25 protein-coding genes are annotated in these 25,791 nt (G+C 41.4%); 7 read left to right on the forward strand and 18 right to left on the reverse strand.

Features of this window, described 5'->3' with window-relative positions; all coding sequences use genetic code 11:
* Positions 1-236: 236 nt before the first annotated feature.
* From ACH33_RS10070 to ACH33_RS19275, 3 genes are all read right to left on the reverse strand, one after another.
* On the reverse strand, positions 237-1,268 hold the full coding sequence (locus ACH33_RS10070; RefSeq protein ID WP_139184927.1) for a hypothetical protein: 1,032 nt from the start codon (positions 1,266-1,268) through the stop codon (positions 237-239).
* Between the two features lie 54 nt (positions 1,269-1,322).
* Positions 1,323-2,102 (reverse strand): hypothetical protein, encoded by a 780-nt coding sequence (locus tag ACH33_RS10075; protein ID WP_057898902.1) that lies wholly within the window; start codon positions 2,100-2,102, stop codon positions 1,323-1,325.
* 121 nt (positions 2,103-2,223) lie between these two features.
* Complete coding sequence (locus ACH33_RS19275) at positions 2,224-2,376, reverse strand: hypothetical protein (protein ID WP_156424042.1); 153 nt, start codon at positions 2,374-2,376, stop codon at positions 2,224-2,226.
* Positions 2,377-2,544: 168 nt separating this feature from the next.
* Here ACH33_RS19275 and ACH33_RS20560 point away from each other — a divergent pair, with 168 nt between their 5' ends.
* Positions 2,545-2,688, forward strand: a complete 144-nt coding sequence (locus tag ACH33_RS20560; protein WP_409359886.1) for a tyrosine-type recombinase/integrase — start codon at positions 2,545-2,547, stop codon at positions 2,686-2,688.
* A gap of 23 nt (positions 2,689-2,711) precedes the next feature.
* Positions 2,712-3,377: a site-specific integrase gene (locus ACH33_RS10080; RefSeq protein WP_162265023.1), complete on the forward strand. Its 666-nt coding sequence runs from the start codon at positions 2,712-2,714 to the stop codon at positions 3,375-3,377.
* A 43-nt stretch (positions 3,378-3,420) separates the two neighbouring features.
* On the opposite strand, the gene ACH33_RS19280 is transcribed toward ACH33_RS10080, so the two are convergent.
* On the reverse strand, positions 3,421-3,564 hold the full coding sequence (locus tag ACH33_RS19280; RefSeq protein WP_156424044.1) for a hypothetical protein: 144 nt from the start codon (positions 3,562-3,564) through the stop codon (positions 3,421-3,423).
* A 701-nt stretch (positions 3,565-4,265) separates the two neighbouring features.
* On the opposite strand from ACH33_RS19280, the gene ACH33_RS10085 reads away from it, so the two are divergent.
* The gene (locus tag ACH33_RS10085; RefSeq protein WP_057898904.1) at positions 4,266-5,432 is read left to right on the forward strand and encodes a bis-aminopropyl spermidine synthase family protein; all 1,167 of its coding nucleotides are present in this window, start codon (positions 4,266-4,268) and stop codon (positions 5,430-5,432) included.
* Positions 5,433-6,026: 594 nt separating this feature from the next.
* Positions 6,027-6,704 (forward strand): queuosine precursor transporter, encoded by a 678-nt coding sequence (locus ACH33_RS10090; protein WP_057898905.1) that lies wholly within the window; start codon positions 6,027-6,029, stop codon positions 6,702-6,704.
* A 112-nt stretch (positions 6,705-6,816) separates the two neighbouring features.
* Here ACH33_RS10090 and ACH33_RS10095 read toward each other — a convergent pair whose 3' ends face one another.
* Positions 6,817-8,415 carry a BCCT family transporter gene (locus ACH33_RS10095; protein ID WP_057898906.1) on the reverse strand — a complete coding sequence of 533 codons (1,599 nt, stop codon included), beginning with the start codon at positions 8,413-8,415 and terminating at the stop codon, positions 6,817-6,819.
* Positions 8,416-8,770: 355 nt separating this feature from the next.
* The gene (locus tag ACH33_RS10100; protein WP_057898907.1) at positions 8,771-9,682 is read right to left on the reverse strand and encodes a DMT family transporter; all 912 of its coding nucleotides are present in this window, start codon (positions 9,680-9,682) and stop codon (positions 8,771-8,773) included.
* A 181-nt stretch (positions 9,683-9,863) separates the two neighbouring features.
* Between ACH33_RS10100 and ACH33_RS20565 the strand changes: the two genes are divergently transcribed.
* Complete coding sequence (locus tag ACH33_RS20565; RefSeq protein WP_057898908.1) at positions 9,864-10,355, forward strand: LysR family transcriptional regulator; 492 nt, start codon at positions 9,864-9,866, stop codon at positions 10,353-10,355.
* On the opposite strand, the gene ACH33_RS18720 is transcribed toward ACH33_RS20565, so the two are convergent.
* The 8 genes from ACH33_RS18720 to ACH33_RS10140 all read right to left on the reverse strand — a co-directional run bounded on the left by ACH33_RS18720 (position 10,239) and on the right by ACH33_RS10140 (position 18,534).
* Positions 10,239-10,718: a GNAT family N-acetyltransferase gene (locus ACH33_RS18720; protein ID WP_082705993.1), complete on the reverse strand. Its 480-nt coding sequence runs from the start codon at positions 10,716-10,718 to the stop codon at positions 10,239-10,241. The genes ACH33_RS20565 and ACH33_RS18720 overlap by 117 nt on opposite strands.
* A gap of 66 nt (positions 10,719-10,784) precedes the next feature.
* Complete coding sequence (locus ACH33_RS10110; RefSeq protein ID WP_057898909.1) at positions 10,785-11,156, reverse strand: VOC family protein; 372 nt, start codon at positions 11,154-11,156, stop codon at positions 10,785-10,787.
* Positions 11,157-11,227: 71 nt separating this feature from the next.
* On the reverse strand, positions 11,228-12,475 hold the full coding sequence (locus ACH33_RS10115; protein ID WP_057898910.1) for a CynX/NimT family MFS transporter: 1,248 nt from the start codon (positions 12,473-12,475) through the stop codon (positions 11,228-11,230).
* Positions 12,472-13,167: a FadR/GntR family transcriptional regulator gene (locus ACH33_RS10120; protein ID WP_057898911.1), complete on the reverse strand. Its 696-nt coding sequence runs from the start codon at positions 13,165-13,167 to the stop codon at positions 12,472-12,474. The genes ACH33_RS10115 and ACH33_RS10120 overlap by 4 nt, the downstream gene beginning before the upstream one ends.
* Positions 13,168-13,469: 302 nt before the next feature.
* Entirely contained in the window at positions 13,470-13,859 is a 390-nt protein-coding gene (locus tag ACH33_RS10125) for an N-acetylmuramoyl-L-alanine amidase family protein (protein WP_082705994.1), read from the reverse strand.
* 7 nt (positions 13,860-13,866) lie between these two features.
* The gene (locus ACH33_RS10130; protein WP_057898913.1) at positions 13,867-14,247 is read right to left on the reverse strand and encodes a hypothetical protein; all 381 of its coding nucleotides are present in this window, start codon (positions 14,245-14,247) and stop codon (positions 13,867-13,869) included.
* A 268-nt stretch (positions 14,248-14,515) separates the two neighbouring features.
* The gene (locus ACH33_RS10135) at positions 14,516-16,483 is read right to left on the reverse strand and encodes a hydantoinase B/oxoprolinase family protein (protein ID WP_057898914.1); all 1,968 of its coding nucleotides are present in this window, start codon (positions 16,481-16,483) and stop codon (positions 14,516-14,518) included.
* Positions 16,483-18,534: a hydantoinase/oxoprolinase family protein gene (locus ACH33_RS10140; RefSeq protein WP_236781854.1), complete on the reverse strand. Its 2,052-nt coding sequence runs from the start codon at positions 18,532-18,534 to the stop codon at positions 16,483-16,485. Before ACH33_RS10140 ends, ACH33_RS10135 begins: the two co-directional genes overlap by 1 nt.
* A gap of 323 nt (positions 18,535-18,857) precedes the next feature.
* Here ACH33_RS10140 and ACH33_RS10145 point away from each other — a divergent pair, with 323 nt between their 5' ends.
* On the forward strand, positions 18,858-19,637 hold the full coding sequence (locus ACH33_RS10145; RefSeq protein ID WP_057898915.1) for an arginase family protein: 780 nt from the start codon (positions 18,858-18,860) through the stop codon (positions 19,635-19,637).
* Positions 19,638-19,775: 138 nt separating this feature from the next.
* On the opposite strand, the gene copZ is transcribed toward ACH33_RS10145, so the two are convergent.
* The 4 genes from copZ to ACH33_RS10165 all read right to left on the reverse strand — a co-directional run bounded on the left by copZ (position 19,776) and on the right by ACH33_RS10165 (position 24,117).
* Complete coding sequence (copZ, locus tag ACH33_RS10150) at positions 19,776-19,976, reverse strand: copper chaperone CopZ (RefSeq protein WP_057898916.1); 201 nt, start codon at positions 19,974-19,976, stop codon at positions 19,776-19,778.
* A 32-nt stretch (positions 19,977-20,008) separates the two neighbouring features.
* Complete coding sequence (locus ACH33_RS10155; RefSeq protein ID WP_091260247.1) at positions 20,009-20,329, reverse strand: metal-sensitive transcriptional regulator; 321 nt, start codon at positions 20,327-20,329, stop codon at positions 20,009-20,011.
* Between the two features lie 25 nt (positions 20,330-20,354).
* Complete coding sequence (locus tag ACH33_RS10160) at positions 20,355-22,766, reverse strand: heavy metal translocating P-type ATPase (RefSeq protein WP_057898918.1); 2,412 nt, start codon at positions 22,764-22,766, stop codon at positions 20,355-20,357.
* A 226-nt stretch (positions 22,767-22,992) separates the two neighbouring features.
* Entirely contained in the window at positions 22,993-24,117 is a 1,125-nt protein-coding gene (locus ACH33_RS10165) for a CapA family protein (protein ID WP_057898919.1), read from the reverse strand.
* Positions 24,118-24,477: 360 nt separating this feature from the next.
* On the opposite strand from ACH33_RS10165, the gene ACH33_RS10170 reads away from it, so the two are divergent.
* On the forward strand, positions 24,478-25,650 hold the full coding sequence (locus ACH33_RS10170; protein WP_057898920.1) for an MFS transporter: 1,173 nt from the start codon (positions 24,478-24,480) through the stop codon (positions 25,648-25,650).
* The last annotated feature ends 141 nt before the right edge of the window (positions 25,651-25,791 follow it).

Raw genomic sequence — 25,791 nt, forward strand, 5'->3', positions numbered from 1 at the left:
GTATCAGAAGGGAGACCTCTACACATCTCATCATCGCATTTTAGATTGGGGCGCTATAAAACTGATTTAAAGTTACTCCTAAAATAAAAAAGAAAGAGTTAGTAGTAGTTCACCAACTCTCCATCATAAATTACATCTTGAATATCAAAAATATTATAAAATAATTATAAACCCCTTAACAACCCATGTTTTTAAATGAGTGTATGCAATTTTAACGATTTTTATTTAAAAGGTTTTTAGTATTGAATCATAAAATGATTTATTGTACCGTTTTCTTTACCCCAAACTTTTGTTATTTTTTTACTATTGAAATTAAAATAATAAAGCATTCTGTTTCTTCCCTCCACTCCCTCTTTATCCTTTAATGTTTTATTACTAGGAGATGCCAAAAAATAAAACCCTTCTTTATCAGGAGAAAAACGCGGTTCAGTGAGAAACATATGGTTTTTATCTTCAACCAAAACTGGGGTTAGTGAGCCTTTATCAATATCAATTTTATAAATAGCTGACTTTCCAACAACCTCCTGTTCGGTAGCTGAAATTAATAAAGTATCACCTTGATTAGATACAGATATTCTGTCAATGCCTTTATTTATCTTACAAATATCCCTTAATTTATTACCATTACTATCATATTCAACAATAGTATACGTTGGGGGGCTTAAAACATATGGATTTGTAGACCTAGCTTGTAATATTTTATCATATAATTCTTTGTTTGAATAAACTACTGCATATACTTTATTAGTCGTTTTACTGTAATCAAAATCTCTTATATTTTTATCCGTGTCATTAGAATCCCAAACATTGAGCCTTTTCTTCTCAATATCATAAGTTGCTAATTGTAAGTTACGATGATTTCCATTAACAACATTCATAAAAATTTTTGAGTCTGCTAATAAAAAATTGTTAATAGCATACAATGAATTTGTTAGTTGAGTTTTTTCACTATTTCTTTGATTTAAATCTTTTTTGAATAATTGAACACTCCCATCCGAAGAACGATAAGGAAAATACATCTCATTTTTTTGTTTATGTAAAACAGCTCTTGGTGCCGTAGTTATATTACTTTCCAAAAGTTGTTCGGTTTGTTGATTTTTTAAATCATACTTATAATAATATGTTACCTGATTTAGATCGGTAAATGTAAATACAATAAAGGATGTGTTTCTTTTAAATAATGTATATCCTCCATATAGGATTAAAACTACAAGAAAAGCAATAGATAAAAGAATAATATATCGTTTATTCATTACGAAATCACTCACTTCCAAGAAATTTAGAATGAGGGAAAGATTTCTTTCCCTCATTTATAAAAAACATTACTTATGGATGTATTTACCTTGAAAACTACCATATGATATTTTCTTACCATTTTTTGTTTTATATCCTGCTGGTACGTTAAAATAATCTCTCATTTCCTCTAATCTGATGTCAAGAATTGCATTAGGTAGTGTTCCTACATCCCATTTTGTTAAAGTATCAGTTTTCCCATCATCCGTTTTTGTTACTATGATTGGTGTTCCAACGTCTGGCTCATCATATCCTTTTTTTGTTGCACAATCTTTTGGCCCCAATTTATGTTTCTCTTGTCCAATTGCGTCGTCATACCAAGTAATGTTTCCATACACATATTGATTACGTATTACTGGAGCCGACATTTGTTTATTATTATCTCCATAATAAACTTCCCCATTTACTTTAATAAAAGCAGGAAGCCCTTGACCATCATATGCTACTCTCATTCCCGGTTGAGGTTTAGGTAAAAATAATTTTTCATTCTCAAAATTAGGGACAATAGCATTGTCTTCTAATTTTAAAGTGTTGTTGTTTTTTGCTGTATTACTCTTCACTTGCTCTAAGTCTTCGACTTCAACATAAAAATCTTCCAAATTTGGTTTGTGAACAATATGCATTTTATTGTTCTCATCATATTCTATTACAACACCCGGCTCCATACTAGCTGGAATAGTTTCAGATGAATGAGATTTGCTTTCAATAATAGTAGGATCGGCTAAAGATGTTGAATTGGTTGAAGTGGCTGATACAACAGTAGGAATCACCAAAGATGCTAATGCACATATAAACAATGCTTTTTTCATTATTAATCTCCTTTCTTTTTTTCTTGTTTTCCCATACATAGAAAAAAATGTTAATTAACACATTTTTAATATAACAAATTTAGGAAAAAAATCAATAGTTTGTTTAATAAAATCATTCTTGTTAAGGTTCACTGAACCTTTGCCCATTTTCGCTTACGCTCAAAGATGGCAGGTCAGACAATGTCATTTTAAGTAAATCTTTCTTCAGCCATTCCATTTCCCAGTAATGCCACGCCTTCATTTCCTCTTCTGTCCATTCGTGTTTATATTCCATGTGTATTACCTCCTATTACTGCTATATCTATAAAATCCCACCCGAATATTTCACTTTTCGCATAGTTTGCTTCTTTCGTCCATGAAAATGTAGCGAATTTCTTAAATATGGTATAATCAGTGAATTTTATAATTGTCATGTATATAAAAACAACATGGTCAAAAGCATATTCTTCCTTATCTAGGTCATTTAAAGTTGAATGGGATCACACCGCAACACATCCAGGATTTGATTCAAACAATGAGAAAAAAAGGGCTTGCAGAAGGAAAGGAACAGTACGATTTGTACACAGCGTATGCGCCAGTTCATTGACCTCTGCTGTTAAACAACAACTTTTGGCTACGAATCCTGCTCATACCGTAGAAAAACCTAAACAAAAAGCGAAGCAATTCAATGTTTGGAGTGAGGAAGAAACAATCCGTTTCCTTGCCGTAGCAAAACAAAGTAGATACTATATTGTATTTTTGCTCGCTATCTATACCGGAATGCGTCAGGGCGAAATACTTGGTTTGCGTGTGCGTGATGTAGATATACAACGCAGAACAATTAGCATTAACCGAATCATGTTGAACAATGGAAAAGGATTTAAAGAAGGAACCAAAACATCAGGAAGTTCCAGAACTGTTGTCTTTCCTTCTTCCATCGTCCCTGACCTTCAAAAAGCCATAGAAGGTAAACAACCCGATGATACTCTCGTAATGACAAGTATTTGTACAACACTAAAACCGAACAACATTACTAGGCGTTTTCGCAACCTGATCGAAGTGGCAAAAGTACCGAAAATTCGTTTTCATGATTTGCGTCATACGCATGCGACCATCATGCTGAAACAAGGAGTACATCCGAAAATCGTAGCAGAACGACTTGGACACAGTCGCACACAACTTACCCTTGACACATATTCTCATGTGCTACCGAGTATGCAGGCGGAAGCAGCAGACAATTTCGGTCAAGTATTGGATAGATATGCTACCAAAAATGCTACCACTTCCGAAAATTAAACTAATACCATAAAATTTAAAATGGTTAGAAAGGTTGATATCACTAAGTTCTCGGCTTCGTTCTCATCAACCAGCCTCCATGAGAGCCGTAATAATGATAATAGTATTGCCGCTTGCACGCGTGAAACATCTGATCGCGTGCAAGCGACCACGACCATTCGGGATATGGTCTTGTATGATAGGACATAGAAACCCTCCTCCCTAGATTTTATGCGGTTTCCAGTACAGAAATTGAAGTTATTTGATGGCGTCCTTCAGACGAATGTTTCGAAAACATGTCGTTTTCTCCCCCTCAAAGAAAGTTTACTTATTTCATTCGACAAAAAAAGCTGGCAGACCTGTCTGAAAGTTAGACTTTGTCTACAAGCTGATAATATGTAGTCAAAAATCTTATTAGTAACAGGATATGTCTTTCCTCTTGATTTTCTAATATTTTTAAATTACAATTGAACATAACTTTAAAAATAGGAGTTGTCTTGATGTCGGTATTTGTTCTTAACTAATTAATTTTATATGGTTCATTCTGTTGCTTTGGCAAACATCCACTTTTGGAGTGGTTTATTTGTCATGGATACAAGTGGATGAACCTATATTGGTTAAGAACACGACGGCCATCCATGATATTTCATTGACTGCAAACAGCCGTGCTCTTATGCACGGTTTTATTTTTTTACGCGTATGTCAGGAATAGGAACTTTTTAACGCCTATTCCATTCTGGCGAAAGTCGTTTAGCAGTCAATTCCCTAAGAGGGACAGAAGATGGGCTATATGTTCATTTTCTGTCCTTTTTATTTGGGGTAAAAGTGAAATAACCGTTTGGATGACGTGCGTGCTTTTCCAGAACGAATATAGCACGTTAAAAATATCGATGATAAGAGAGTGATTCCATGAAAAATTATATAGAACAAGCAAATGCAAATGTACGTCTTCAAGAGGGCTCCCGGGTAATCGAGCAACTTTTAGTGGAATGTTATATACGGCCCGGCATTTCCACAAAAGAGCTGGCGCGAAAAACGCTTCTGCCTGTTCCGGTTGCTACCGCGATCAAGAAGGAACTCATGCAGGCAGGTGCTCTAACGCAGGACCGTGGTGTGCATTGTACCCATGAAGGAGTTGCGTATATCGAAAATGAGTTGGGATATGGTGGATTAGACAAAGCCTTATATCAAAAGCTTATGGTCAATGAGACAGATTGGAAGACCGAGCTTGCAGATATTTTATCGTTACTCACAGAATTATTTCAATTACGACCACAAGTTAATGTACAAATTGACCAGTCAAAATGTACACCTGAAACAAGTCTACGTCGGGCGATTCTTTGCCTGAGGGAGCATGCGTTGATCGGAAAGCAAGTTTTGTGTGTTGGTGATGACGACCTGGTCAGTGTGTCGCTTGGCTTTCTTCTCAAACGATTGTTCCCGAACATAAAGAATCAAAAAGCGGCGATTACAGTCGTAGATATCGATAAGCGATTCTTGCGGTATATTCGCGACATAGCGGATCGGAAAGGAATAGCGGTTACCTGTCACTATGCAAATTTACGGCAACCTCTTTCGGAGCAGTTACACGGACAGTACGACTGCTTTTTTACGGACCCGCCTTATACGCTGCAGGGGATGACATTATTCGTTTCCCGCGGAATAAGCGCCTTGAAGAAAGAAAAAGGATTGCCAATCTTTTTGTCGTTTGCCCATAAATCGCCTGATTTTATGTTAGCATTACAGCGTGAGTTTGTACGTATGGGTTTATCACTTAAAGAAATGATTTCGCATTTTAATGAGTATGAAGGAGCGCAGATGATTGGAAATCGGGGACAGATGATCGTTCTTAAGACAACGGAGTTGACATCTCCCGATATTACCGGCTCTTTCGAAGATGTGCTCTATACAGGTGAGGTCAAGCGGACGATACGCACCTACCAGTGTAAGCAATGCAATGGATCGATACTTGTTGGCATTCAGGGAGACTTCCCCACGATTGAGGAATTGAAAAATCAAAGGTGTCCAGATTGCGGAAATGATACCTTTATTTTGATCGCTAAAAAAATCGTATAGCTAATTGTCGGTTTGTTTCAAGTGAATCGACTCAATGATTGTGCGTCACTCTCCGGAGTAACTTTTTTTTGCGTATATTACTTTGTATAACGAACAGCGCCCTTATTCCGCTTTGGGATATCGGGCGCTATTGGAAGTATAATATGAGAGAATACTCTTTCGTCTTATAGAATATCCTCCAAGTACTAATATATAAAGAACAAACTTGCACTTGAGCAGTCTCGTTGGTACGGAAAAAAGCGTAATCATTTCTTATTTGATGAAGGCCTATATATCCTATACTTACTGTTTAGTTTAGTGTCTAAAATTACACGACATAAATACGAAACCATTGAAGAAAGAAAAGTTTCCTTAAAAAAAGCAATAGATAAAAATCGTCGTATTTATTGGCGGTGTTAAGTAACAAAAAAGGACTTCCCCCACCTTGTAGAATAATAATTTTTAAGCCAAAAATTACAGGCCTAGCCCCAATGCTGGGCTTGTAATTTTTTGTTGTGATTTCTTCGTTCAACAAGTAAAATGAATCATGCTTCGGATATACCGAAGCCGCGGTTCGCAAAATCCCGCGTTATCAAAACTAGGAGGCATTTTACAATGTATAATTTTTATTTCGGCTTAGTATTTGTCCTGGTCAATTTCTTATTGTTTCTTGTCTGTTACCGTCTATTCGGCAAAGTCGGGCTATACGCTTGGGTTGGCGTAGCGACCGTACTGGCCAATATCCAGGTAGTCAAAACGATCGAATTGTTTGGTTTTGTCATGACATTAGGCAATACGATGTATGGAACAATTTATCTTACCAGCGACCTGTTGAACGAAAAGTATGGGGAAAAGGACGCGAAGAAGGCCGTTTGGTTTGGATTCTTTACTCTTATTATGACAACGATTATCATGCAAATGGTGCTAAAATTTCAGCCGCATGCGAGCGACTTCGCCCAAGAGCCGATGGAAAAACTATTCGGTATTATGCCACGTTTGGCCTTAGGAAGCCTGGCGGCTTATTTCATCAGCCAATTCCTGGATGTAAAAATTTACACTTTCCTAAAAAAGAAATTTCCGAAGCCCAATCAGCTCTGGCTCCGCAATAACGGAAGTACGGTAATCAGCCAATTGATTGACTCGCTCGTCTTCTGTACGATCGCATTTGCCGGTATTCACTCTTTTGGTGTATGGATGGATATTTTCATTACCACATACTTAATTAAATTCGTCATTTCTGTTCTCTCGACGCCTGCGCTGTATGCGGCACGAAGCTTCAAAGTGGAAACGTAACGACGGCTGGGATATTCCAGCCGCCGTATATACCGTAGCTCCAAACGTACCCCATAAAGAAAGAGCCATGCAAAAAGCGCATGACTTCGTAGAAATGACCTACCGGTATATTTTATCTTGCTTTTTTTTCCATCCCCGCCTCACTATGTCGCTTTTTAGCTTGAATGCGCGTATTCTCCGCTTCCCAGAACATTTTTCTTTCCGCTACTACTTTCTTTTTTTCATCTTGTTGTACAGCTTTGACGAATGAAAGAATCAACAGCAAGGTTATAAAAACAAGCGGCAATGCAGTTAAAATACTTGCTGTCTGAAGCGTTTCTAACCCGCCAATAAACATAAGAACCATCGGAAGAAGCGAAAGCGCGAATGCCCAGAACATTCGATTCCAACGCAACGGGTCATTATCGACGCGCTTTTGGGTTACTGCTGCAAGCACATAAGCGGAAGAATCAAACGTAGTCGCCAAGAAAATAATAGCCAGTATACAAAATAATGGTACCATTATCTTATTGAAAGGTAGCGTATTCATCACGCTAATAATCGCCGTCGGCGCACCGCTTTCTTGCAAAATACTCAATACAGGAAGGATATCATTTAACTGCAAATATATTGCATAATTTCCAAGGATAATAAAATATACAGTACAGCCTATCGTTCCCCATACAAGAGTGCCGATAATCATCTGGCGAATGGTACGACCGCGCGAGATACGAGCAATAAATAATCCTACAAACGGCGAATATACAAGCCACCATGACCAGTAAAACATCGTCCATCTTTCCGGGAACCCTGATTTTGTAATTGGATCCGTCCATAAACTCATTCGCAAAATGTTGTCCAGTAATAAGCCTACGCTGTTCGTTCCCATTTTTAAAATAAAAAGGGTCGGACCGACGACAAGAATAAAGGTCAACAGCAAAAAAGTCAGTACCATGTTCATATCGCTCAGCCATTTAATCCCTTTTTGTAATCCGGAATACGCGCTAAAAGAAAAAATAATCGTCACAATCAATAATACTCCAATGTTTAAACCGAATGATTCCGGAATTCCCGTCATTTTGCTAATGCCGGCTGAAATCATCGGCGTACCCAGACCGAGCGTCGTTCCGGCAGCTCCCAGCAATCCAAACATAAATAAAATATCGATCATTTTGCCGAGAATACCATCTGCCGCCTTGCCGATGAATGGCCGACACGCTTCGCTGATTTTCAATACGGGCTTCTTACGAACATGGTATAAATATGCAATCGGTACAGCAGGCAGGCAATAAATCGCCCATGCTGTCGGTCCCCAGTGGAAAATGCCGTATGTGGCGGCCCATTCAATCGCTTCCGTAGAACCGGGTTGCAGACCGAATGGCGGACTTTCATAATAATACGCCCATTCAATCGTTCCCCAATACAAAATACTGGCACCGATCCCCGCGCAAAATAACATAGAAGCCCAGCTAAAAGTAGAAAAAGCCGGACGTTCTCCGGGCTCACCCAATTTAATCGTTCCATATCGTCCGTAAGCGACCCACAAAAGAAAGAAAAATACACCGATTCCAAGCCAAAGATACGAAATCCCGAAGGTGTTAGTAAAAAACTTACTGGCCGCCGTTAACATTTCACCGCCTTTCTCAGGGTATAGCCCCAGTGGAATGCAAACGGCGATCAGTACTACAAAAGTGATGGTAAACGTAATCCAGTCCATTTTTTTTGCTTGCATCTGCTCCTCCTTACATTTTCAAATGACCATTCGGTAGAGTAAAAGGGGTATACTCCCCCTATTATCCTTTTCCCACTTTTTCTATAACTGAAACTGTATTTATATACCATATGCCAAACAATGAAGAAGTGATACTCCACAAGGAGCGTCAGGATATTACGGCGAAGCGAGCCTGCGAGTTTTTCTGGTTACACCTGTAGAAGTTATTGACACATGCTTCACCATCGCTTATAAACGGACATACACTTTCGCTACCCATATGGCTTTCATATTGATGAGGGGGCTCCATTTGTCTCTACACTCAATTCAAAGCTTTCCTTGTAATAAAGAGGATTCAGATGCATGTTTTTGTGAATCATACCAGCTTGCCTTGTCTGTTAACAAGAAAAATTCCTAAGACAATCAAACCCATACCGATTATACTCAGCATTGCTAAACTATTTTTGAACACAAAGAAATCGAATATAGCTGTCACAGGTGGTACACAATAAAATAAACTTGTTACATTTGTAAGATTGCCCTGTCGTATCATATGATAGAGCAATAAGGTTGCTCCTACTGAAACAACGAATACCATCCAACAGAGGGAGAGTAAAAACATAGGAGACCAACTTACTTTTTGTTCAAAACAATATAATAAGATGGATAAAAAAATAGTTCCGGATGTATACTGAATCGTCATATTTGATATTTGATTAACCTGTATAGACTTTTGTAAGATGGTTCCTCCTATAATACAAAGGAGTGAAATCAATGAACTCATCATGCCTATTTTTGAAATGTTCGCTATTTTTGTACTATTGAGCACGACTAAAGTAAGACCGATGATTCCAATAATGAGCCCTATCCATTGATTTTTTCCACTTTTTTCTCTTGAAAGAAATGTTGTAAGAATAGGTTGTGCTCCAAGTATAATGGCCAGCAGCCCAGGAGAAATATTGTAATCTAAAGCTAAAAAATAAAAGGTTTGATAACCAGCTTGCATACATAATCCTGTGAAAATGACATCCATCCATTCTTTTGAATTTGTTGGTAATGAAGGTCTAAATATGAGCAACATTCCCCAAAAAAGAAGAGAGGAAAATAATAATCGAAAAAACAGAAAAATAAATGGATCGGCATAGTGTAAACCAATTTTTACAAAAATCCCCCCACTGCTCCACATCAGAACAAATAACCAAGGAATAATACTCCTTTTCAACAAAATACCTGTCTGCATAGACTTCTTAATTTTTGAATTCACTAAGATTTTGTACTGTCTGCCCATTATTATATCCTCTTTTCATATATAAATAATATGATTTTTACAATCATGAAAAAATGAAGTTGAAAGATAAAATTCTTATATCGATTTTTCCAATTATTATTTTATGTTTTTTCCTTAAGCTAGTGAAATTAGTGTTTTAAAATATATCTATCGAGTTTTTAAGTAGGAGGAGCTGGACTTCATGGAAATTAGGCATCTAAATACATTTAAAGCTGTTATTCAAACAGGGAGTTTCACTAAAGCGGCTGAACTTCTTAACTATTCCCAGTCGACTGTAACATTTCATATAAAAGCAATAGAAGAAGAACTGGGAACTCCCATTTTTGATAGGATCGGAAAAAGGATTTTTTTAACTGAAGCTGGTGAAAAATTGCTGCCACATGCGATTCAAATACTTAATGTTTTTAGGAATGTAAAAGAAGCAACGGGGGAGCACGGAGAGATAAAAGGTCAATTGAAAATTACAGCACCTGAAGTCCTATTAATTTATAGATTGCCTCCTCTATGCATCGCTATCCAGCTAAAAATTTCAAGTACCCTTAAAACAAAAAATGGGCTATGTGGTAGAAAGGATTTTTTGAAACACGACGCGATCTTGATCAGGTCCATCATAATCTTTATGAACAGAAATCCCCTCAATCTTTATATCACTTTCAAGAATGTCAAAACCTAACTTTGTATGATAAGCAATAGACGCTTTATTGACCGGAGAAGTAACACACTTGACAATACTGCAACCCCTCTGTTTTACCGTCTCAAAAAAGTGATGATATAGTTTTTTAGCATAACCTTTCTTGCGCCCATCGGGATGGACTCCGACAAAATGGATATATGCTTCTTTTGGGTGTGTTTGAGATATAAATCCAATAACAAAAGCGATAATTCGATCATGATCTTCAATAACAAAAGATGTTTCCTGAAAATGAGAGAAGAACAATCTTGGGAGCATGTCCGACATTTGTCTTCCCCCCCACCACTGGTTTATACGAGTAATTATGTAAGAATAATCTGATTCATGTACATTTCTGATTTTCATAAAAACCCTCCTTAAACTGAATCATTCTATTACTTGACGAACATAAGAAGGTATAATGAATGTGTGTCAACTCTCAATGTAAGCTTGGGTATGTTCAACATATTCAATAATCGTTCCATCGGGATGTTGTACAGTCATATTTTTCCCTGTAGGGACTTGTTTTGGTTCTCTAATAACCTTTACCCCTATTTTATTAAGGTGAGTTAGAAATTCATCTAATGAGTCTACTACAAATGTAGCTTTCGTGCCTTCAAATGGTTTTAATGCCTCCGGTGATCCAGCTATAAACAAAAGATCACCGACTGATGCAAGTTCCAAATTCATTTCAGGATATGTAAATCTTAATTCTGTTTTTACACCATAAAGCTCTTCACAAAAAGGTAATACAGTATCTAAGTCGCTAACATAAATACGAGTGAACGTTTTTAATACTTTCAAGGTTTATTCCTCCAGCTACATGATTTTGTACGATTAATTTTAACAAAATAATGGGTAAAGTTTTGTATGTTCTAGTTCTTTTCCTTTGAAGTCACGTATTGGTTGCTTCCTGCGCCAAGACCAACTATCAAAAGTAAAGCCGAAGCCACAACCAGTATGAACAGTGGAAGCGTCCAACTGTGTGTCATATCATGCAGCAATCCAAAAAGAGTTGGCCCTATTGCGGCCAAAAGATATCCTACGGACTGAGCCATTCCGGACAATTCTGCTGCCTGGTGAACATTTTGGGTACGAAGGCTAAAGAACATCATACTTAAACTAAAAGCACATCCTCCCCCAATGCCAATCAAAATAGCCCATACCGGAATAAGTAGGTTCCCTCCGAACAAGAGACCTAAGTATCCAACAACAAACAAAAGAAACGTAATAATGACTAATAATCGCTGATTGGACATACGTCCTGCAATAACAGGAATGATAAAAGTGAACGGAAGCAAGGCAAATTGCAGTAAGAAAAGCATCCAACCACTGGAGCTAGCACTTAATCCTCGTTCGATAAGGATTTCAGGCATCCAAGCAACAATAATATAAAACATCAAAGATTGTAGCCCCATAAATATTGTCACTTTCCAAGCGAGTCTCGAACGCCATACGTTCACCGGCTCATTTTTCCTATCTGATTTAACAGCTATCATCTGTTTATGTCGATTACGGGCTTGCGGCAACCAAACAAGAAGTGAAAGAAAAGCGGGAATAGCCCAGCAGCCCAAAACCACCTTCCATCCTAGTCCAAAATCGGTAGCAAGAGGGATGCTGATTCCTGAAGCAATCGCTCCACACAAATTCATGGCTACCGAGTAGATACCCGTCATAAATCCAATTCTGAGCGGAAATTCTTGTTTGATTAAACTCGGCAACAAAACATTACAAATCGAAATAGCAAACCCAAGCAGGGCTGTACCTAAAAATAATGTACCGATCCCGGATACGGAACGTAAAATGATACCCAGTGTTAATATAGGTAAAGAGGCGAGTACCACCGCATTGATTCCGAATCGCCGGGCCAGCTTAGGCGCAAAAGGAGATACGAAAGCAAACGCGAGCAAAGGTAAAGTGGTTAACATACCGGCTAAAGTGTTGGATATTCCTAAATCATCACGAATCATACCTACTAAAGGACCTACTGATGTGAGCGGTGCTCGAAGATTCATTCCAATGAAGATTATTCCAAGTATAAGCAGCAAGATACCGGCAGACGAGCGTGAGGGCTCATCACTTTCTTGAAAGTGCTTCTCAATCGCCTGATGGTGTGAACTCATTTCTCATCCTCCAGATGTTGTTGAAGTTTTTCTTTAAACTGTTCAATATAGGTACGGACAGCCTCAACAGCTTGCCTTTCATCTTGTTGAATAATCGCTTCAATGAGTTCATGATGCACTTTTTGATGAGAATCACAACAAGCAACTTCGACTAATTCACGAATGGATCGTTTGACAGCTTCTGTCATATATTCGTATAAATCGATCAGAACACTATTGTGTGTAGCTTCTGCAACTGCCTGGTGCAATTGGATATCGAACTCGACATAAGCATCCATATCATTCGCTTCCGCAGCGGAATCACAAGCGGCAAGGCAGGCGCGCAGCTTTTCCACATCTTCGTCCGTACGTCGCAGGGCAGCCAACCGTGCTGACTGCTGCTCCAACCCATCACGTACCTCCAGCGTTTCCAATATATTGGATTGTTGAATACGCCGTTGCAGCGCCGCACCAAGAACACTGGTTGAGCATACATACGTGCCATCTCCCTGCTTGGTTCGTAAAAGTCCGGCATGAACGAGGGCTCGAATCGCCTCCCTCAACGTATTTCGACTAACCCCCAATTCCCTAACCAGTTCTGGTTCGGCTGGTATCCGGGTTCCGATCGGCCATTGCCCTGATTCAATGATGGCTTCAATTTGTGCGGCCACTTGTTCGACCAGCGTCATGCGGTTTGTTTTTTGTAATTTCATTCACACACCTCCAAACATCGGATGATTGGTTTAATAGAAACATATCATAATGCAGTGAGAATGTAAATCATTTTTGATTTCAATGGACAAGGAAGGGGAGCCTCTTAAAACGCTACATAATAAAAAAGAGGCAGAAAAATATTGCCTCTTGCCTCTAATGTCTATGTAAAAATTCATCTATCTTTATGCCCATAGTCAATGACCTTTACTTCTTGCTCATCTTTTAAGAAAGTCATTATTTCTGTACCATAACAAAAATATACGCTAAGGAAGACAAAAAACAAAGCTCGTTTTCGTATTCCTTAATTCTGGTCAACAAATTCACGAATGCCTTTATACAGCGCATCTGCAACCCGTTTCTGGAATTCTTCATCAGCCATTTGCTTCGCTTCTGAAGGATTCGTAATAAATCCAATTTCTACTAAAACAGCGGGCATTTTCGTATCTCTGATGACCTGAAATCTCGCTTTTTTGACTTTTCGATCCGAAAACCCTGTTGCCTGTATAAGATATTTATGAACGGTATTTGCATACGTTTTGCTTTTTGCAGTGTAATAGTATGTTTCTGTTCCTTTAGCCGACGACGAAGTGGCCGAGTTAATATGGACGGAGATAAACAAGTCCGCCTTTTCCCCATTCGCTATCTTTACTCGTTCAGGCAATTCAGGGAACGTGTCGCCTTCTCGTGTCATTACTACATCAAATACGGAACGGATTGTTCATCGTGAAATGCTTGGCTTGTACCTCTCCATTCGCTTCTATCTCTATCATTTCTTCCTTTTGCACAAGCCCTGTAATTTTCACTTTTTCAATAACTACTTTCGGTTTTTCATCGACTTCGTTGACTGCTTTAGAACTTATGGAATATGTTGTTTTCCCTTTATCCCAACTGCCGTTTTGTCCAAATAGCTCTGTCACAGCTTGTCCATTCACTTGAATTTGTGGAGGAATCTTCGGCTTCATTCTTTCTCCATTCATCCAGAGCTGAATGGAAGGAGCGGGTGCAGCTTGAACCACCGCCGACAACATCCCCATCAAGAGAAAAAGAAGCAGGCTAATCCTATAAAACGCTTGTTTCATAATTTATCCTCTCTTTCCCGTTCTGCAATTCACAAAACGACCAATCTGCTATACTTCCACAAAAATTCCTAAATATATCTTTAATACGTAATATAGGAAATTGATTATATTATTGTACAATTTCTTTATCAAAGAATGAACAACTTTCCCTCATGAAAAAAGTCCCATTTTCATGAACTCTTATTAATAAAGTAAGCAGGCATCTATGAAAGACACCTGCTTTTGTGCATCGGCTGTAATGTCGTGAAAACAAACGAAAATCTTACCGCTACTCCCAATGGGCCAGCGTGCGTTTATATAACATATCGCGATATTGTGCTGTCGAATTTGGCAGAACATGCCCGGTTGTGTAATCCATAATCACACCATAGCGACGGATTACATCCAGTTCATCGATTTCTCCTCTTTTAAATTTTTCCTCTACGGAAGCGATATCTTCCTGCAACCACTGTCTGCGTTTGGCTCGAATGTACGCACGCTCGTTTTTCGTTGCCTCCTCATCAATTTCAAACAGGTCAATCTCGCGGTCAATCTCTTTGATAATAACTCCGTAATCTTTACGCGCACGCTCTATGGATACATACTGATCGATCACATCTTCCAATACAAGCTTCGGATCACGTTCAAGCGGGTCACCCAATCCGCCACCACCTGCGGAAGGACGATCGAATGAATCCCCCGGTTTAAGCGCCACACTCGAAAATACCGTCCCCAAAAAACGTTCGTTATCGCTACCTGGATTTAACCTTACTCCATGCGGCAAGGACGGAAGTCCCCCTTGAATCCCCCATGTAACAGAGCGCGAACGATCGCAGCAGTACGACATAACCGTATTTTCACATGATGTCAATATTCCACCTTTACGCACACCACAGCCACCGCGAAATTTCCCCGGACCAGCAGAGTCTGTTACAATTTCATGATGCGTTGTAATAACAGGGGACAACCTCTCCTGTCCTTCGCATGGCTGAATGCTTAATCCGACACCAAATACCGGAGACATCGCATTCGCTCCATCTTTATATGAACGACCACCGTGTCCACCGGCCATCCAGTCATACCACATAAAGTAATTGTCATATCCGGCGCGTCGATCCCAACCACCGATTAACAAATATTCCAGGTTAAACGAGCAGGCAAGCGCTCGTTCCGGCATAATACCAGACCACAATTCAAAAATAGCGTTCATGATTTTTTCGTATGCACCGGAGCAAAAACCGGTTACAGCTACAGGCCACGGTGCATTTACAACAGAATCTTCGGGCAAATTCACATGAATGAAGCGATAAAAACCAGAATTAAGCGGAATATCCGGGAAAAATGTTTTTGTTCCGGAAATGACCGCGGAAAAAGAAGCGCCGAACCCAGCATTCAAAAAGCAGCTGATGTAGGGATGTGAACCGGTCAAATCATAATCAATTTCATCATCTTTAATCGTCATACGCACATGAATTGGGATTAATTGATCACCAACTTCCGGATCCATGTCAATATAGTCTGTTGTTTCCCATGTGCCGTTCGGCAGTTCGGAAATACGTGCTCGTCCGAGACGTTCCACATAGTTTTGCACTTCTTCAAAAGCAATGAGAACCGTATCAAGACCATACTTTTCGATTAAACGAACAAGTTGCATCTCCCCGACTTTGGTTGCTTCCGCCTGCGCACGCAAATCGCCAAGGCGCTCTTCCGGAACACGCATATTGGCCACCAGAAGATTGGCCACATCCTGCAAATACTGACCTTTGCTCCAAATCCGTACCGGTGGAATTCGCATCCCTTCCCCATAATGATCTTTGGAACGAACATTGAAGGAGCCCGGAACGTTACCACCAACATCAGCCCAGTGCCCGTTCGATTGCATAAAAGAAATAAGTTTTCCATCATAGAATACCGGTCGAACTACGCGAACATCACAAAAATGTGTCCCACCTCGATACGGATCATTAATCAAAAATACGTCCCCAGGATGAATATCGTCTCCGAAATCTTCAAGTACTGCTTTGGCTGTTAAATGGAGTGTTCCTACATGAACGGAAATATCCTGCGTTCCTTGCATAATGGTGTTCCCTTCAGCATCACAAATAGCCGAACTAAAATCACGGCTATAAATCACGAAAGAATAGCATGTCCGCAGAATTTGCTCAGACATCTGGTCAACCAAATTTACAAACGCATTTTTTAACACCTCAAACGTTACCGGATCTAGACGTGTGATGGCAGATTGTGTTTGACTCATTATTTCGCCTCCATATCTTTTTTGTACGTTAACAGTAAATTCTTATACGGATCGACTTCAGCCGTAAATCCTGGCGGAATAACAACTGTCGAATCCATCTGCTCGACAATTGCTGGCCCTTGGAATGTAGAACCTACAGGGAGCAGCGAACGATTATAAATGGTTGCTTCTACAAAGCCCCCGCTTTCTTCAAAATAAACATCTCGCTTGCCCCGAATCGCATCATTCATATTGCCTTTCGGCTGCTCCATTGGTAAATCCGGCTTCGGTACAATTCCGGTGGCCGCTACGCGTAGGCCGTAAATTTCAACCCCTTGTTCCGGATTTGAGAATGCGAATTCACGCTCATGTTCCCTGTGGAACCGCTCCAATGCTTCCTTAAGTGAGTGAATCGGACGGGAAACTGGAATAGATAATGAACGCCATTGTCCGGTATACCGCATGTCAATATAACGAATAAGTTGAGTATTTTCTTGCGGTACCCCCTCTTCTTCCAGAAGTTTAGCCGCTTCCTGTTCCATATTTACATATGTTTGTTCTAATTCAGTCAATGAGACATCCTGTATGTTCATTAAATACGTTTTGGAAATGTCATGTCTTACATCAACAAGCAAACATCCCATAGCAGACGTAATTCCCGGATGCGGTGGTACAATTACGGTTGGAATCTCTAATTCTTTCGCTAGATGTGCGCCATGAAGTGCACCTGCACCACCAAACACAACAAGCGCAAAATCACGCGGATCATATCCACGGCGAACGGAAATGAGACGTAGCGCATCGCACATGTTAGCGTTTGCTACTTTGATGATGGCGTTCGCTGCTTCTGCTTCCGTATAGCCGAATGGTTCAGCGATTTTTCGAATCGCTTCGCGTGCTTTTTCTTTGTCAAGCGTCATCTTCCCATCCAGAAGTTCCGTTCCAAGGCGACCTAATAGCACATTGGCATCGCTGTTCGTTGGTTCTGTTCCCCCGCGTTGATAGCAAGCTGGGCCGGGTGTCGCTCCTGCACTCTGCGGACCGTTACGAAGTGAACCCCCATCGTCAATCCAGGCTAGGCTACCACCACCGGCACCAATGGTGAGAATTTCAATGCTCGGGAACCCGATCGGATAACCATATTCGATATACCAATCATTTGTAACGCGTAACTCACCGTTATACATGAGGGAAATATCCGTACTTGTCCCTCCCATGTCCAATCCAATCGCGTTTTGAAATCCGCATAATTTAGCGATGTGAGCGCTTGCAATCGCACCGGCCGCAATTCCTGAGCTGGCGAGACGAGCGGCATACCTCGGAACCGTTTCGGACGTCATCACGCCACCACCGGAATGAAGTACAAGTACATCTCCTTTATATCCATCTTTACGCAAAGAATCTGACAGTTCCTGAATATAATTACTTACAATCGGCCCCAGCACAGCGTTTACAATTGTGGTGCTCATTCGTTCATGCTCGAAAATTTCCGGAAGCGTTTCACTCGATGTACAAATATAGACTCCCGGCATTTCTTCCTGAAGGATTTCTTTCATTCTTTTTTCATTTGTTCCATTCACATATGCATTCATGAAACCAATCGCAATGGATTCTACCCCGCGCCTTTTCAGGATACGGGCCAGTTCGCGCGCTTCCTGTTCATCAAGCGGAGTAATAATATTTCCGCTATAGTCTGTGCGCTCTGTAACCTCAAACCGGTCACGACGCCGTATGTACGGAGGTGCTACATCTTCATAGGCGTCCCATAATTCTAGCTTAGTTCCACGACGAATTTCCGGTACATCACGAAATCCTCTGCTTGCAATAAAAGCTGTTTTTGGCAGGCGTCTTGTGATCAAAGCATTGGTTCCAACGGTCGTACCGTGAGAAAATAATGAAATTTCAGATATCGGAACCGCTGAATTTTTAATCCCTTCTAAAATGCCTCGAGCTGGATTGTCAGGTGTAGAAGATACTTTCGTAACAGCAATTTCCCCCTTTTCCTCATCAAAAACAAATACGTCAGTAAAGGTTCCACCAACATCGACGGCTACATGATATTTTCCCATCATACGTTTCCTCCTCTAGCTAAAATGCACTTGCTTTCGCCCATTTAAATTTAGCAATTATTATGCCAATTTTAAAAATTAAAAAATATAGACGTATAAGTAAAAACAGAATAAATACAAGAAAAGATTCTTTCAAAAATGAAAGTGAATTTCCACTTATGAAAGGTGTCTCACACGCCAGGAAGTGGGAGAGGTTCACAATATACTGGAATATATATTGTTTTATATAGACGTTACTACTATATTAATAGTATAGAAAAAAATGCAGCATCACGGTATTGCTTTGCTCGATTCCGCGTCTGCTGTAAAACAGAGGAGAGATCGCGATGGGATTGCTATATGATGACCTTACCATCTGCAATTTCGATCACGTTTACATTCCTCAAACGAACCTGCTTGCTCTGCCTCATACGTGGATCGAATGTGAAGATATTGAACATACAAACGGATACTGTGAGCAGGATTCCTTTCGTTTGATTGCTGAACGGCTGCATCAGAGACGACATCCAGGTGGCATCACTTTTGTCGGTAACGGCAATTACCATTATGTCTCACGCACGCTTCTTCAGGAAGTCGATCGTCCTTTTACCCTCATTCTTCTTGACAACCATACGGACATGATGACAAATGTGCCACAGCACTTTCTTTCATGCGGTTCTTGGGTTGTCGATGCTTTGCTTAATTTACCTCTATTGCGCCACGTTATACTCATCGGCACCCGATCCGATTTGGCGGCGCAAATCGATCCGCATTTCTCTTCTTACATCACAGTTTTTACGAGCCAACAACTCAGTGAAACAAACATAAATACGTTTATTTCTTCCATTCTTTCAAGCATCCATACGGATACAGTCTATATCAGCATTGATAAAGATGTTCTTTCTCCTGAAGAAGTCGAGACAAACTGGGATCAGGGCGTTATGACACTTGCTCAACTGCAAGCGATAGTGAAAGCGCTTATCCATTGTTCTGCCAAAATTTATGGGGTAGACATCTGCGGAGAGCTTCCTGTCTCGCCTCTCGACGTATTTCATCAAGATAAACAAATGAGCATTCGCAAAAACGAGAAAGTGAATCTGGAAATCCTGCAAACAATTTATAGTTAATACTTAAGAAAAGGGGGGCCAAAAAGCTACTTTTTGGCCCCCCTTTTTGGCATAAAAAAGAAAAGCTGCCTCATGACGTTTTTTAACGACCTTTTGAGACAGCCTCTCTTCTTAATTTACAATTAGCAATCTTTTCGTTTATAAAACATCGTAACCCTGGTCTTCAATCGCTTCCTTAATAGCTTCTAATGTCAATTTATGTTCATCATATTCCACCTGCACTGTCTTCTCATTCAGATTGACTTTGCCTTTGGCACCGATTTCTTCAAGCGCTCCTTCCACTGCTTTTACACAATGCCCGCAAGACATTCCTTCTACTTTTATCGTTACAGTTTGCATCTTGTTATTCCCTCCATATCAGTAAAAGTGCATTATTTCATTAATTTGTTCATTGTCTTTAACAATTCATCAATCACTTCATGATCCCCTTCCTGGATTCGCTCGATCACGCAGCTTCTCATATGTCCTTCCAGAAGGAGGCGGCCAACCGCGTTTAGCGCAGACTGAACGGCAGCGATTTGATTCAGAATGTCGTCACAGTACACATCTTTTTCGACCATTCCCTTAATTCCACGGATTTGTCCTTCAATCCGATTCAGCCGGGTAATTAAATTATTTTTCAACTTCTCTGAATGATGGCTCGTGCGTTCGCTCCCGTGATTGCACACCTCCTGTCCATTTTCGTGGATCATCGGCTCCATCGTCTTTGTCACCCCCTTATTCTACTTTCGCCTTTTGCAGGCGTAGAGCATTAAGAACGACCGATACTGAACTCAAGGCCATAGCAGCGCCAGCCACCCACGGAGCAAGAAATCCTGCGGCAGCGATCGGAATGCCGAGCGAATTGTAAGCAAGCGCCCAAAACAGGTTTTGTTTAATATTGGTCATTGTTTTCCGACTCATCACAAACGCATCAGCAATACTGTTTAAATCGCCGCGCATCAAAGTAATATCCCCGGCCTCCATCGCTACGTCCGTTCCGGTCCCCATGGCAATACCGACATCAGCTACCGCCAGCGCAGGCGCATCGTTAATCCCATCTCCTACCATAGCGACTTTTTTACCTTGGGCCTGCAAATTCCTTACTTCCTCTGCTTTATCTTCCGGCAACACTTCGGCGCGAACCTGTTTAATTCCTACTTCCCGCGCGATCGCCTGTGCTGTTCGTTCATTGTCTCCCGTTATCATCATAACGTCAATATTCATTCGTTTAAGTCGCGCCACGGCTTCGCGTGACGTTTCCTTCACCGTATCCGCGACCGCTACCAATCCTGCGTATTTTCGGTCGACAGCGACAAGCATGGCGGTCTTTCCTTCATCTTCTAAGACATCCATTCTCCCGTACACCCGCTTTACATCCACTCCGTATGTTTCCATTAACTTGCGTGTGCCAATGAGAACCTCTTTGCCTTCCACTACAGCCCGCACTCCATAGCCCGGGATAGCTTCGAACTGCTCCGCTGAAGGCAGGGCGATTCCTTTTTCCTCTATACCAACGACCATCGCTTCCGCGAGCGGGTGTTCCGAGTTTTTCTCTGTTCCACCAACAAGACGCAGAAACTCCGCTTCTTCTATACTTTCCGCCACCACGTCTGTCAGTTCCGGCTTGCCCTTTGTTACAGTTCCCGTTTTATCAAACACGACGGTGTCTACTCGGTGCGCAATTTCCAGATATTCGCCCCCTTTAAACAAAATGCCGAGCTCAGCCGCTCTTCCCGAACCGGCCATAATCGAAGTCGGGGTAGCCAGGCCAAGGGCGCATGGGCACGCGATTACGAGCACAGCAATCAGCTTTTCCAACGCGTTCGCAAAGTCTCCAGGAACAAGCCAGAAATACCAGATAAGGAAAACGAGCACAGCGATGCCAACGACAATCGGGACAAAAATTCCTGAGATACGGTCCGCAATGCGCTGAATCGGTGCTTTCGAGCCCTGCGCTTCTTCCACCACTTTAATAATTTGCGCAAGCGCTGTCTCTCTGCCGACTTTAGTGGCTCTTATTTTCAGCACGCCATTTTTGTTTACCGTCGCGCCAAATACGTTTGCGCCCACCTGTTTTTCTACCGGCACGCTTTCTCCCGTCAGCATCGATTCATCAATAGACGAACGGCCCTCGATAATTTCGCCGTCAACAGGAATTTTTTCGCCGGGTTTTATCACAATCATATCACCGACAATCACTTCTTCCACCGGAACGAGCATTTCCTGTCCGTTTCGAATGACAAGCGCTTGCTTCGCCCTAAGGCCCATCAATGTTTCAATGGCCTTGGACGTCCGCCCTTTTGCCAAAGCTTCAAATAGTTTTCCAAGCAAAATTAATGTAATCAGTATCGCGCTGGTCTCATAATACATCTCTGGGGCATGATGCGCTTGACCAATGGATAGAATCGTTAAATATAAACTGTAAAAGTAAGCAGCAGACGTGCCAAGTGCGACTAACACATCCATGTTTGCACTTTTATTGCGCAATGCTTTATACGCGCCGATATAAAATTGGGCTCCGATAATAAACTGGATCGGAGTGGCTAAAGCGAACTGTACCCAGGGATTCATCAACCATTCCGGCATCCAGATAAAAGAAGTAAACGAAAAATGTCCGGCCATCGACCATAATAAAGGAAAAGATAAAATCGCTGAAATAATAAACTTCCGCTTTTGCCGATTGATTTCCTGCCGGCGGTGATTCTCTTCCTGCCCATCTTCTTGTTTCGGCACCGCTTTGTAACCGAGCTTCTCCACCTTGCACACCATATCTTCAATAGAAACCTCAGCAGGCAGATACTCTAGGTGGGCAGTTTCCAGCGCAAAGTTGACGGTCGCTTCCGTTACGCCAGGCATTTTGCTAAGCCCTTTCTCAATCCGATTCGCGCAGGCCGCGCACGTCATGCCTGCAATTTGGAAATCGATCTGCTCTTTTACCGTAGCGTATCCTAACTTTTCAATCCTTTCTTCCAGCTGGGAGAGCGTCACTTTTTCCGGGTCGTACGTAACCACGGCCTTCTCCACCGCAAAGTTAACATTCGCTTCCTCCACTCCTTCCATTCGCTTAAGCCCTTTTTCAATGCGGTTGGCACAAGCCGCACACGTCATGCCTTTTATTTGAATCGCTGTCTGTTTGCTCGCCGACATTTAGCGCCCCTCCTTACACTATACCTATGTATAGTATAATAAAAAAACTCTAATTTAATGTATCTATTTCCTTCACTTTTCAATATATCATACCCCGGTACTGTATACAACATTTTTCTGTTTGTTTATCATGATAAGAAAAACTCACGGGCATTTCACTGCTTATGTGTAAAGACGAAAAGCGCCAAGGACAGGCCCTTGACGCTTTCGCATCGCTTATTTTTGGCTATTTAATCGTGCTCCAGTCCAGTTCACCGAGGTTGCGGCTGTACGCTTTTAGCCTTGCCCGTACGCGCTCCGCTTCTACTCCTTTTAACGGCAGAGGCTGATAGTTATTTCTTTCCTTTACCGAAGAAATGGAACAAGGAATGATCCTGATCTCCTGTTCTCCTGTCAACGAGCCGTTTTTAACATAAAACGTCTGCTGAAAAATAAACGTATCTTTATCTTTAGGATTTTTATTGCCCCCAAACATAAAATTGCCAAGGCTGTAAACGATAAACTTTCCTTTGTATTCCTCAATTCCTTGCATTACGTGCGGGTGATGGCCAAGGACAAGATCAGCGCCCCGCTCCACAGCGTATCTGCCGAGCGCTTTTTGTGTCCGATTCGGATAATAACTGCGCTCCACCCCCCAGTGAAAGCTTACGATCACAATTTGTGTGCCGCGACCACGTAGCTCGGCAATATCACGGGCAATCGTCCGCTGTAATTTTTCGCTGTTCTCCCATCCTTCATACCCGAGCAGTCCAATTTTGATTCCTTTTATCGTCTTCATATATTTGTTGTCATAGCCAAAATAGCCAATATGATATTTTTGCAGATTCTTTATCGTATCCTCATATCCCTCCCGCAAATAATCATACGTATGATTATTTGCAAGATTTACGGCATCAATGCCTGACAGCGTCAAAATTTGCACATATTCCGGTTTTCCCCTAAAACGAAATGTCTTCGTCGCTTTGGCGGTCGCTGTCGTCAGCGTCGTCTCTAGGTTGACAATCGTCAAATCGTCTCTATTAAAAATAGCCCGAATGTGCTTTCCAAAAAAAGCCTTGCCATTCTTCATCACTTCATGCTCGAAGCTAAACGGATACGGGTAGGCTTCGTCACGTCCAATTGTGACATCACCGGCGGCGCTTACCGTAATTATTTCAGTTGGTGTCCAACGTTCCGCTCCAGATTCCCTTCTCTCTTCCGGCTTGCGCAAATCAGCCGGTTTTATTGCTATTTTGGTCGTTTCTTTTACCTTGCTAATCTTCATTACGATAGCGGACACAGCGTACAGCAAAGTCGTAAAAAACGTAATCGATAATATGATGAATAGCGACGTTCGTTGCAGCTTCTTCACTCGTCTCCCCCACTTGCATAGTCATCCCATCTGTTCTTATTTATTTTATATTCACATATAGAACCTCATTTTTATACCTTCATGCTTTATACAAGAGTATGGGAGTTCGGACACCAGTACAACCATTTCTTTTCGTGATTTTTCGACAAAATAAACAGGCTTTCCGTATGAGTTGATTGTTTTAAGCGGTATAGTCACACTTGACTATATCCTCTTCAAAGTCGTATAATCACAGTCAGATTAGTCAAAAATAAATGACCTTTTTACATTCATCGAATCACTTTTGCTTTCTGGTAAACAATATAGATAACCAACCAGCGCTTTATAATAGGGCAATGGGCTTCTGATGGGGTGTGAAATATGGAAAATAAAAAAGCGTTGCCGCTTTTGTTCGTCGTAATGTTTCTTGTTATGGTAGGGTTCGGCATTATTATTCCTGTGCTGCCATTTTTCGCCGAGCGGGTAGGCGCAACGCCGGAACAGCTCGGTTGGCTGATGGCTGTGTACTCCTTGATGCAATTTCTGTTCGCGCCGATATGGGGACGAATTTCCGACAAAATCGGGCGCAAACCAGTAATGCTTATTGGCATCGCCGGCTTGTCTATTTCCTTCTTTTTGTTTGCTATCTCCACCAAGCTATGGATGTTATTCGCGGCCCGGATTCTCGGGGGACTCCTATCGTCCGCCAACATGCCAACAACGATGGCCTATGTCGCCGACATTACCACGCCAGAAAACCGCGGGAAAGGCATGGGAATTATCGGCGCAGCGGTTGGCCTCGGCTTTATCTTCGGCCCGGCTATCGGCGGGGTTTTCTCAAAAACCAGCTTAAACATGCCATTCTTTATCGCGGGGATGGTCTCAGCAATTACATTCTTCTTCGTCTTGTTCTTCCTAAGCGAGTCACTACCGGCTGAAAAACGAACGATGCAAAATACAGACACAAAAGAATCCCGCTGGAAAGCGTTTAACGGGCCAGTTGCCGTTTTGTACGTGTTGCAACTGTTCGTTTCTTTCTCGCTCGCAGGTCTGGAGGCGACATTCGCCTATTTTGCAGCGGCGCGTGCTGGTGTTGATACGACGCAACTGGGCTATATTTTTATGATTATGGGGGTGGCCGGAGCCATCGTACAGGGCGGTCTCGTCGGCCGATTGACAAAAAAATTCGGGGAAGGTGCTGTTATCCAGGCAGGTCTTGTTATTTCCATTATCGGATTTGGTCTCATCTTGCTTACGAACAGCTTTGTTACCGCCGCTATTTTCGTGACGATTTTCGGCATCGGAAATGGTGTCATCCGTCCGAGCGTTTCAGCGCTTGTAACCAAAAAAGCAAAAGGTGGCCAAGGCAGCGCTACCGGACTATTATCTTCGTTCGATTCACTCGGTCGCATCGCCGGCCCACCGATCGGAGGTGCGCTTTATTCCACACAAATGGGACTTCCATACATCTCAGGAATGCTCATATCAGCTGTCGCATTTATTTTGTATTGGATTTATATAAAAAGGGAACAAAAAAGTACAGTAACTATCTAATGTGTATATGTCATACAAAATCCTTCTTTGCTTTTGTGGAAGAGGGATTTTTTTTAAATTATTTAGTACGCAGTATTTTTGTACTATTTTATATAAGCGCAGAAATTCGGTGTATACATTAAGGCTTGCGACGCCAGAATC

The sequence above is a fragment of the Aneurinibacillus sp. XH2 genome, from assembly GCF_001439585.2.
Classification (GTDB): Bacteria; Bacillota; Bacilli; order Aneurinibacillales; family Aneurinibacillaceae; genus Aneurinibacillus; species Aneurinibacillus thermoaerophilus.

Excerpts from the sequence above, each read along its gene's own strand:
- ACH33_RS10075 (WP_057898902.1), bottom strand. The coding sequence starts at position 2,102 with ATGAAAAAAGCATTGTTTATATGTGCATTAGCATCTTTGGTGATTCCT.
- ACH33_RS19275 (WP_156424042.1), bottom strand. The coding sequence starts at position 2,376 with ATGGAATATAAACACGAATGGACAGAAGAGGAAATGAAGGCGTGGCAT.
- ACH33_RS19280 (WP_156424044.1), bottom strand. The coding sequence starts at position 3,564 with ATGTCCTATCATACAAGACCATATCCCGAATGGTCGTGGTCGCTTGCA.
- ACH33_RS10085 (WP_057898904.1), top strand. The coding sequence starts at position 4,266 with ATGAAAAATTATATAGAACAAGCAAATGCAAATGTACGTCTTCAAGAG.
- ACH33_RS10090 (WP_057898905.1), top strand. The coding sequence starts at position 6,027 with ATGTATAATTTTTATTTCGGCTTAGTATTTGTCCTGGTCAATTTCTTA.
- ACH33_RS10095 (WP_057898906.1), bottom strand. The coding sequence starts at position 8,415 with ATGCAAGCAAAAAAAATGGACTGGATTACGTTTACCATCACTTTTGTA.
- ACH33_RS10100 (WP_057898907.1), bottom strand. The coding sequence starts at position 9,682 with ATGGGCAGACAGTACAAAATCTTAGTGAATTCAAAAATTAAGAAGTCT.
- ACH33_RS20565 (WP_057898908.1), top strand. The coding sequence starts at position 9,864 with ATGGAAATTAGGCATCTAAATACATTTAAAGCTGTTATTCAAACAGGG.
- ACH33_RS18720 (WP_082705993.1), bottom strand. The coding sequence starts at position 10,718 with ATGAAAATCAGAAATGTACATGAATCAGATTATTCTTACATAATTACT.
- ACH33_RS10115 (WP_057898910.1), bottom strand. The coding sequence starts at position 12,475 with ATGAGTTCACACCATCAGGCGATTGAGAAGCACTTTCAAGAAAGTGAT.
- ACH33_RS10120 (WP_057898911.1), bottom strand. The coding sequence starts at position 13,167 with ATGAAATTACAAAAAACAAACCGCATGACGCTGGTCGAACAAGTGGCC.
- ACH33_RS10125 (WP_082705994.1), bottom strand. The coding sequence starts at position 13,859 with ATGACACGAGAAGGCGACACGTTCCCTGAATTGCCTGAACGAGTAAAG.
- ACH33_RS10130 (WP_057898913.1), bottom strand. The coding sequence starts at position 14,247 with ATGAAACAAGCGTTTTATAGGATTAGCCTGCTTCTTTTTCTCTTGATG.
- ACH33_RS10135 (WP_057898914.1), bottom strand. The coding sequence starts at position 16,483 with ATGAGTCAAACACAATCTGCCATCACACGTCTAGATCCGGTAACGTTT.
- ACH33_RS10140 (WP_236781854.1), bottom strand. The coding sequence starts at position 18,534 with ATGATGGGAAAATATCATGTAGCCGTCGATGTTGGTGGAACCTTTACT.
- ACH33_RS10145 (WP_057898915.1), top strand. The coding sequence starts at position 18,858 with ATGGGATTGCTATATGATGACCTTACCATCTGCAATTTCGATCACGTT.
- copZ (WP_057898916.1), bottom strand. The coding sequence starts at position 19,976 with ATGCAAACTGTAACGATAAAAGTAGAAGGAATGTCTTGCGGGCATTGT.
- ACH33_RS10155 (WP_091260247.1), bottom strand. The coding sequence starts at position 20,329 with ATGATCCACGAAAATGGACAGGAGGTGTGCAATCACGGGAGCGAACGC.
- ACH33_RS10160 (WP_057898918.1), bottom strand. The coding sequence starts at position 22,766 with ATGTCGGCGAGCAAACAGACAGCGATTCAAATAAAAGGCATGACGTGT.
- ACH33_RS10170 (WP_057898920.1), top strand. The coding sequence starts at position 24,478 with ATGGAAAATAAAAAAGCGTTGCCGCTTTTGTTCGTCGTAATGTTTCTT.